At 38.0% G+C, this 7,095-nt stretch carries 6 protein-coding genes; 5 read left to right on the top strand and 1 reads right to left on the bottom strand.

Features of this window, described 5'->3' with window-relative positions; all coding sequences use genetic code 11:
• Nucleotides 1–57: 57 nt before the first annotated feature.
• From PMI13_RS07945 to PMI13_RS07965, 5 genes are all read left to right on the top strand, one after another.
• Entirely contained in the window at nt 58–1,605 is a 1,548-nt protein-coding gene (locus tag PMI13_RS07945) for a sensor histidine kinase (RefSeq protein ID WP_007842512.1), read from the top strand.
• Between the two features lie 151 nt (nt 1,606–1,756).
• Complete coding sequence (locus PMI13_RS07950; RefSeq protein WP_007842513.1) at nt 1,757–2,443, top strand: response regulator transcription factor; 687 nt, start codon at nt 1,757–1,759, stop codon at nt 2,441–2,443.
• A 79-nt stretch (nt 2,444–2,522) separates the two neighbouring features.
• A complete protein-coding gene (locus tag PMI13_RS07955; RefSeq protein ID WP_007842514.1) occupies nt 2,523–3,182 on the top strand; it encodes a hypothetical protein in 660 nt (219 codons plus the stop codon).
• 19 nt (nt 3,183–3,201) lie between these two features.
• Nucleotides 3,202–3,564 (top strand): hypothetical protein, encoded by a 363-nt coding sequence (locus tag PMI13_RS07960; RefSeq protein ID WP_007842516.1) that lies wholly within the window; start codon nt 3,202–3,204, stop codon nt 3,562–3,564.
• A 65-nt stretch (nt 3,565–3,629) separates the two neighbouring features.
• Nucleotides 3,630–6,314: a TonB-dependent receptor domain-containing protein gene (locus PMI13_RS07965; protein WP_007842517.1), complete on the top strand. Its 2,685-nt coding sequence runs from the start codon at nt 3,630–3,632 to the stop codon at nt 6,312–6,314.
• 43 nt (nt 6,315–6,357) lie between these two features.
• Here the strand turns inward: PMI13_RS07965 and PMI13_RS07970 are convergent.
• Nucleotides 6,358–7,095 (bottom strand): glycoside hydrolase family 97 catalytic domain-containing protein (locus PMI13_RS07970; RefSeq protein WP_007842518.1); only part of this gene is annotated, 738 nt, incomplete at its 5' end.

The following is a 7,095-nucleotide window of genomic DNA, read 5'->3' on the forward strand; positions in this document are numbered from 1 at the left end:
AAGTCATAAAATAATTAATTTTAACATTCATCATTCCAAATAAATTAAAATAAAGTAATGAATAACAAATTCATCCCAATAATTTCAGTGTTTATGACGATCTCACTGATTGTCTTTGTGACGCTCCAATTTTATTGGCTGAAAGGATATTACGGTGCCTTAGAGCAGGACTTTTCAAACAAGGTTTACTCTGCCCTGGAAAGCACTACCAAAAGTATCTCCGAAATTGAAGTGGAAAAATACCTGAATGATGATTTTAAAAATTTCAGAAAAAATATTCTGGCAAATAATGATCAGCCTTCTTTAACGACTATTCAGCAGGTGAAAGATTCCGGTACTCAGAGACAGATCATTTACTCTAAAAATATTATTGAAAAAACCCAGCTTCCGATTTCTCAAAAAGGAGATTCAATAAAGCTTACTACGTTATATACGGACGAAGCCGCTTATAAAATAAAAAGAGACACAACCAACCGTGAGCTTCTGACTGCCGATATCAATCAGGATATTGAAAACGGTGATTATTCCATGAAAGAATTTGCAAAAATATATGGAAATAACTTACCTATTACGAAAAGAGTGAATGGGAAGATCCTGGATTCGGTAATTACAAAAGAACTGAGAATAAGAGGAATTACTGCAAAATTCGGATACGGGATCACAGACAAAAATAATCACCTTACAAGTGTTACCAATAAGATTTACAAAGAGAAAAATGACAGCAATACTTACAGCTATCCTATTTTCACCGATCAAAAAGACCGGACTTTATATAATCTGGCATTGGTTTTCCCTAAAAAGGAATACTCCTTGGCAATGAACAACTGGCCTATGCTTTTGGGAACATTCCTTTCACTACTGACGATTCTCGGAATTTACATTATTTCCATCAATTATATGATGAAGCAGAAAAAACTGGCAGAGGTGAAAACCGACTTTATCAATAATATGTCGCATGAATTTAAAACCCCGCTGGCAACTATTTCTGTAGCAACCGATTCTTTAGCCAATGATAAAATTGCGACCAACCCTGATAAGGTAAAGTATTATTCTGAGCTGATCAAGCAGGAGAATTTAAGAATGAAGAAGCAGGTGGAAAATGTTCTTAACATGTCTAAGCTTGAAAGAAATGAGGTGGAATTATTCCTAAAGGAAACCAATGTAAGGGAGCTGATTAAAAAGACCACAGAATCTTTCAATCTCATTGTATCCCAAAGGAACGGTTCACTCACCCAGGAATTTAATGCCACTCATTATAATTTCAAAATAGATGAGTTCCATATTTCAAATATGCTGGTGAATCTTCTGGATAATGCCAATAAATACTCTCCGGAAGCTCCTGAAATTCACGTAAAAACCAGGAATGAGGGCAGCCTGTATGTCATTGAAATTTCAGACAAAGGAATGGGAATGGAAACCCATAATAAAACAAAGATTTTTGAAAAATTCTTCAGGGAAGAAACAGGAAATATCCATAATGTAAAAGGACAGGGTCTGGGGCTTTCTTATGTTAAAAAAATTGTAGAGCTGCATAAAGGACAGATCATTGTAGACTCTCATAAAGATAAAGGAAGTACGTTTATCATTAAACTGCCGATGACGTAGATCATGAATAAGGAGTAATGAGTAATCAATGATACCGGAAGTCAATCATCATTTATCAATAATCAATTGAATATAACAACCATTTAACAAAAATATATAAGAAGAGAGAGTGAGGGAATCATTCTTATTATTAATTTTTAATTTTAAAATTATGAGCAACAGAATATTATTAGTAGAAGACGACCAAAGTTTTGGCGCTGTATTGAAGGATTATTTGACGATCAATAATTTCGAGGTTACGCTTGCAACAGATGGAGAACAAGGGCTGAAGGAATTTACGGAGAATGAGTTTGATATTTGTATTTTCGATGTCATGATGCCTAAAAAAGATGGATTTTCTTTGGCAGAGGATGTGAAAAAGATCGATAAGAATACGCCTATTATTTTCCTGACAGCAAGAAATATGAGAGAAGATATTCTGAAAGGCTATCAATTGGGAGCAGATGATTACATCACAAAGCCTTTTGATACCGAGCTGCTTTTATACAAAATCAAGGCAATCCTTCAGAGAAGCTCAACGCTTGAAAATGAAGAACAGGAACAGTTTAAAATCAGTAACATCTTCTTTGATTCTATGCTGAGACAACTAAGGGTAGGTGATAAGGAATATAAGCTTTCACCAAAAGAAAATGAATTGCTTAAGCTTCTTTGCATCCACCGTAATGATTTTATGCCGAGAGACCTGGCGTTAAGAAAAATCTGGAAGAAAGAAAATTACTTTACAGCAAGAAGTATGGATGTGTATATTGCCAAGCTTCGTAAGCTTTTAAAAGACGACGAAGGGTTGGAAATCATCAATGTTCACGGAGAAGGTTTCAGACTTCTGGTAAAGAATTAATTTCAAAACAGGATTATAAATATAAAATTAGCAAAACAATTCAAAATGTTTTGCTAATTTTGTTTCATACGATTTGGATATGAAAAAGACATTCTTAGGCTTTATAGCTGTTTCACTATTTACAGTTTCCTGCAAAAAAGACGAAAGAGCAACTTATTTAAAAGAGGAAGCAGGCGTTCAGCAGCCCAGTGTAGCAGTGAATAACACTCCTAAAGCATCACTTTTAGATCAGGCCGGTATTAATAGCAATACGAATATTCAGAATACTGCAGCTCCTGTTGCCGTAAATCCGGCCACCCCTACAGCTCCGGGAATGAATCCTCCTCATGGACAACCGGGACACCGTTGTGATATCCCGGTAGGGCAACCGTTAAACAGCAAGCCGGCACAATCGGGACAAAATGTTACCGTAAACAGTAATGGTGCCCAAACCATTCAAATCGATCCGAATTCTGTAAAACCCGGGAAATTTACAGCTGATAACACAGGGAAAGTAGTCAAAACAGCTCCGGGAATGAACCCGCCACACGGACAGCCAGGGCACCGTTGCGATATACCTGTAGGGCAACCTTTAAACAGCAAACCGGCTCCTGCTCCACAACCGGTTCAGAACGTTCAGCAAAGCAGTCCTGCTCCTGTACAACAAGCTTTAGCCAGCGGTGAAAAACCTAAGCTAAATCCGGCGCATGGAGAACCTTTCCATAATTGTGCGGTAAAAGTAGGTGACCCATTGCCATAATTTTTGTAATTTTGCATTCATGAAGTTATTTCAGATTCTGGCAATCATTTTCTGTTTAGGAGTTTTTCTGATCCCTAAAGCTGACTTCTATGTACAATCTGAACAGGCAACCTGCTGCAAAGCTGATTCTAAAGCAGATGACTGCTGTAAAAACAATCAATCATCTTCTACAAATCATCATGAAAAAACAACAAAATCGTGTAATGATGACTGCTGTTCAACTTGTATTGCTTGCTATACCTTTATAGAAACTCCTTTTTCCAAGGGCCTTCTTTTAGAGTTATCTTATTACAAAGCCAATAAAAAATTACAGTTTCAATATTGTGATCCTCATCTTTCAGACCGTTTAAAAGAAATCTGGCAGCCGCCGAAAATAGCTTAATTAAAACCAGTGAAGTTCATTATATTCTGATGAACCGTTTTTTAATTAACTAAATTTTAAACAAAATGAAATTATATATTTCCAGGGTTATTCTTGGTTTATTCTTATTATTTACTCCATTTATTTTTGCTCAGAATCTTACAAAAAGCCAGTTCAAAGTCAAAGGAAACTGTGAAATGTGTAAGGAAAGAATAGAATCTACGGCACAGAAAGCGGGTGCAAAAGCAGCGAGATATTCCGTCGATCTGCAGACGCTTACTTTAGAAACCGAAAGCAATATTTCACCGGATGAAATCCTTAAGAAAGTAGCTGAAGCCGGCCATGACAATGAAAAATTCAAGGCTTCTGATGAGACTTACAAGAATCTGCCGGATTGCTGCCATTATGAAAGGGACCTCCAACCTTCCAGTACTGTTGTTCAAAATACAAAAGCAGAAAACGAATTTTATGTAAAAGGAAATTGCGGCTCCTGTAAGGCAAGAATTGAAAAAGCCGCTAAAGATGCAGGGGCAGACTCAGCAGAATGGAGCGCTGAGAAACAAACGGTTATTTTAAATTTTAACTCTTCCAAAACTTCTGCGGATAAAATTTTAAAAAAGATTGCCGGAGCAGGACATGACAACGAAAAATATAAGTCGACAGACGAAGTTTATAACAATCTTCCGGACTGTTGCCTTTATGACAGAGAAATTCCGATGGGTGAAAAAGGGGCTAATGTACATTCAGAAGAAGAAAAACCTGAACATGAAGACCATTCGGCACATTCTTCCGGTGAATCCGGTACCGATATGGAATCTGGTGAAAAAAGAATTGAAGGCATACAGTTATCGGCTTCCAGGGCTTCCACGTCACTGAGCAAGAAAGAAGCCGGCCTGGTTTTTAATATTGATAAGAAAGAGCTTTTAAAAGCGGCCTGCTGCAACCTGTCTGAAAGCTTTGAAACCAATGCAACGGTAGATGTTTCGTTCAGCAATGCTGTTACCGGGACCAAACAGCTGAAAATGCTGGGCCTGGATCAGAAGTACACAAGCTTAACAAAGGAGCTTTTACCTGAAATCAGAGGACTGGCATCTGCTTATGGACTGAATTTCATTCCCGGAAGATGGATTGAAAATGTACAGCTTACCAAAGGTGGAAGTACGGTTACGAACGGTTATGAAAGCATTACAGGGCAAATTAATACCGAACTTTTAAAAAATGCAGAAAAACCGGAAACTTCATTAAATCTTTTTTCAGATTTTAATGGCCGGGCTGAAGCCAATATCACCAGCGTATCCCCTATTAACGAAAAATGGTCGCAATCCTTTTTATTACATGGAAACGGAACTTTCGGGAATACAGATATGAATGACGACGGTTTTCTTGACAGACCGAAAGGAACTCAGCTGAACGCGGCTTATTTGCTTAATTACAATGACCTGGAAAAATCAGGGCTGGGATCACATTTCGGGATCAATTTTGTAAAAGATGAAAGAACGGCAGGGCAAACGGCATTTGATAGACAGCTTGATCAGAAAGAGCAGTCTGCTTATGGTGTAGGAATTAATATTTCAAGGTTCCAGGTCTGGAACAAAACGGGTTATGTCTTTAAAGGAAAGCCTTATCAGAGCTTAGGATGGATGAACCAATATGTGTATCATCAGCAGGACAGCTTTTTTGGTTTGAGAAATTATTCCGGAAAGCAGAATACGTTTTATTCCAATCTTATTTTTGAAAGCATCCTCGGAAACACCAATCATAAATACAAGGCCGGAGCAAGTTTTATGTATGACGGCTATAATGAAACCTATCTGACTATTCCTTTTAAAAGAAATGAGGTCGTTCCGGGAGCTTTTGCAGAATATACTTTAACAGGGTTAAAATATACTTTGGTAGCCGGAGCGAGGATTGATTTTCATAATCTTGCCGGGACACAGTTTACTCCGAGATTGAATTTCAAATATGATGTCACGCCACAGACTATTGTAAGGCTTTCTGCCGGAAGAGGTTTCAGAACAGCTTCTGTTTTCGCAGAAAATCAGCAATACTTTGCGTCTAACCGTACAATCCAGATTATTCAGAATGGCGGAGACATTTATGGTTTAAAACCGGAGATCGCATGGAATTACGGCTTAAGTTTACAGCAGGAGTTTAAAATTTTCGGGAGAAAATCTTCTATTGTTGCTGATTTTTTCAGAACGGATTTCCAGGACCAGGTTTTGGTTGATCTTGACCGCTCACCTCAGCAACTTACCTTTTACAATCTTGAAGGGAAATCTTTTGCGAACAGTTTTCAGACGCAATGGGATTTTACACCTTTCAAAAATTTTGATGTAAGGCTGGCTTATAAATATTATGATGTACAGGCTGATTATATAGATGGCAGACGAGAAATTCCTTTTATGGCCAGGCACAGGGGTTTTGTAAATTTAGCATACGCAACCAATAAGGATAAAAATGATGGATTCTGGAGCTTTGATACTACTTTCAACTGGGTAGGAAAACAAAGGCTTCCTAATACTTCAACAAATCCTGAAGAATTTCAATTGCCTGCCTATTCCGGATCTTATGCGATCCTGAATGCTCAGGTTTCAAGAAATTTCAATAAAAAGATCAGGGCTTATTTCGGTGGGGAGAATTTAACTTCTTATACTCAGAAAAATGTGATTATAGATTATAAAAATCCTTTCGGAAATTATTTTGATGGCGGAATGATTTATGCCCCTATTATGAAAGCCAATTTCTATGTTGGTTTGGATGTGATTTTTTAAAAATACTTAATGGGGCGGCACCAAAGGTGCCGCCCCGTTTTTGTTATTTCAAAGCTTTTATACTGATAGCAAAACCACCACCGGGAGCTGCTTTTATTTTTAGTTTATTGCCTGAATTGACTTGTTGCCTGGAAATTTCATAGCTTTTAGGATTATGATTCCAGCTTGCATTTTTTCCGTCTCTGTAAATAATGGCTTCAAACTTCCCTTTGGGTAAAAATGACAGATTTACAGTTGCTTCTCTGGGATTTTCATCGGTAATGCTTCCCACAAACCATTCGTTTTTATTTTTTGCTTTTCTTGCTATGGTAATATAATCTCCGGGCTCTGCCTCCAGAATATACGAAGCATCCCAATCGACTGCCACATCTTTAATAAACTGAAAAGCATCAGGATACTTTTTGTAGTTCTCAATGAGGTCAGCTGCCATTTGAAGCGGGCTGTACATGGTTATATAAAGTGCAAGCTGCTTGGTAAGGGTTGTACTTAATTTCGTCTTATTATTTCCATAAACTGATAAATCCCCTTCAAATATTCCCGGAGTATAATCCATCGGCCCACCTATCAAACGGGTGAAGGGCAATATTGTGGTATGATCTGGTTTGTTTCCGTTAAAAGATTCGAATTCTGTTCCGCGGGCAGATTCCTGGGCAATCCAATTGGGGAACGTCCTGTGCAGACCTGTCGGCCGTACCGCTTCATGAGAATCGACCATAATATGATATTGGGCTGCCATTTCGGCTACATACCTGTAATGATTTACCATCCACTGGCTGGCGTG

This window comes from Chryseobacterium populi (assembly GCF_000282115.1).
GTDB lineage: Bacteria > Bacteroidota > Bacteroidia > Flavobacteriales > Weeksellaceae > Chryseobacterium > Chryseobacterium populi.

What these genes read in the sequence shown, in the direction of transcription:
- PMI13_RS07945 (WP_007842512.1), top strand. Translation starts at nt 58, where the DNA reads ATGAATAACAAATTCATCCCAATAATTTCAGTGTTTATGACGATCTCA.
- PMI13_RS07950 (WP_007842513.1), top strand. Translation starts at nt 1,757, where the DNA reads ATGAGCAACAGAATATTATTAGTAGAAGACGACCAAAGTTTTGGCGCT.
- PMI13_RS07955 (WP_007842514.1), top strand. Translation starts at nt 2,523, where the DNA reads ATGAAAAAGACATTCTTAGGCTTTATAGCTGTTTCACTATTTACAGTT.
- PMI13_RS07960 (WP_007842516.1), top strand. Translation starts at nt 3,202, where the DNA reads ATGAAGTTATTTCAGATTCTGGCAATCATTTTCTGTTTAGGAGTTTTT.
- PMI13_RS07965 (WP_007842517.1), top strand. Translation starts at nt 3,630, where the DNA reads ATGAAATTATATATTTCCAGGGTTATTCTTGGTTTATTCTTATTATTT.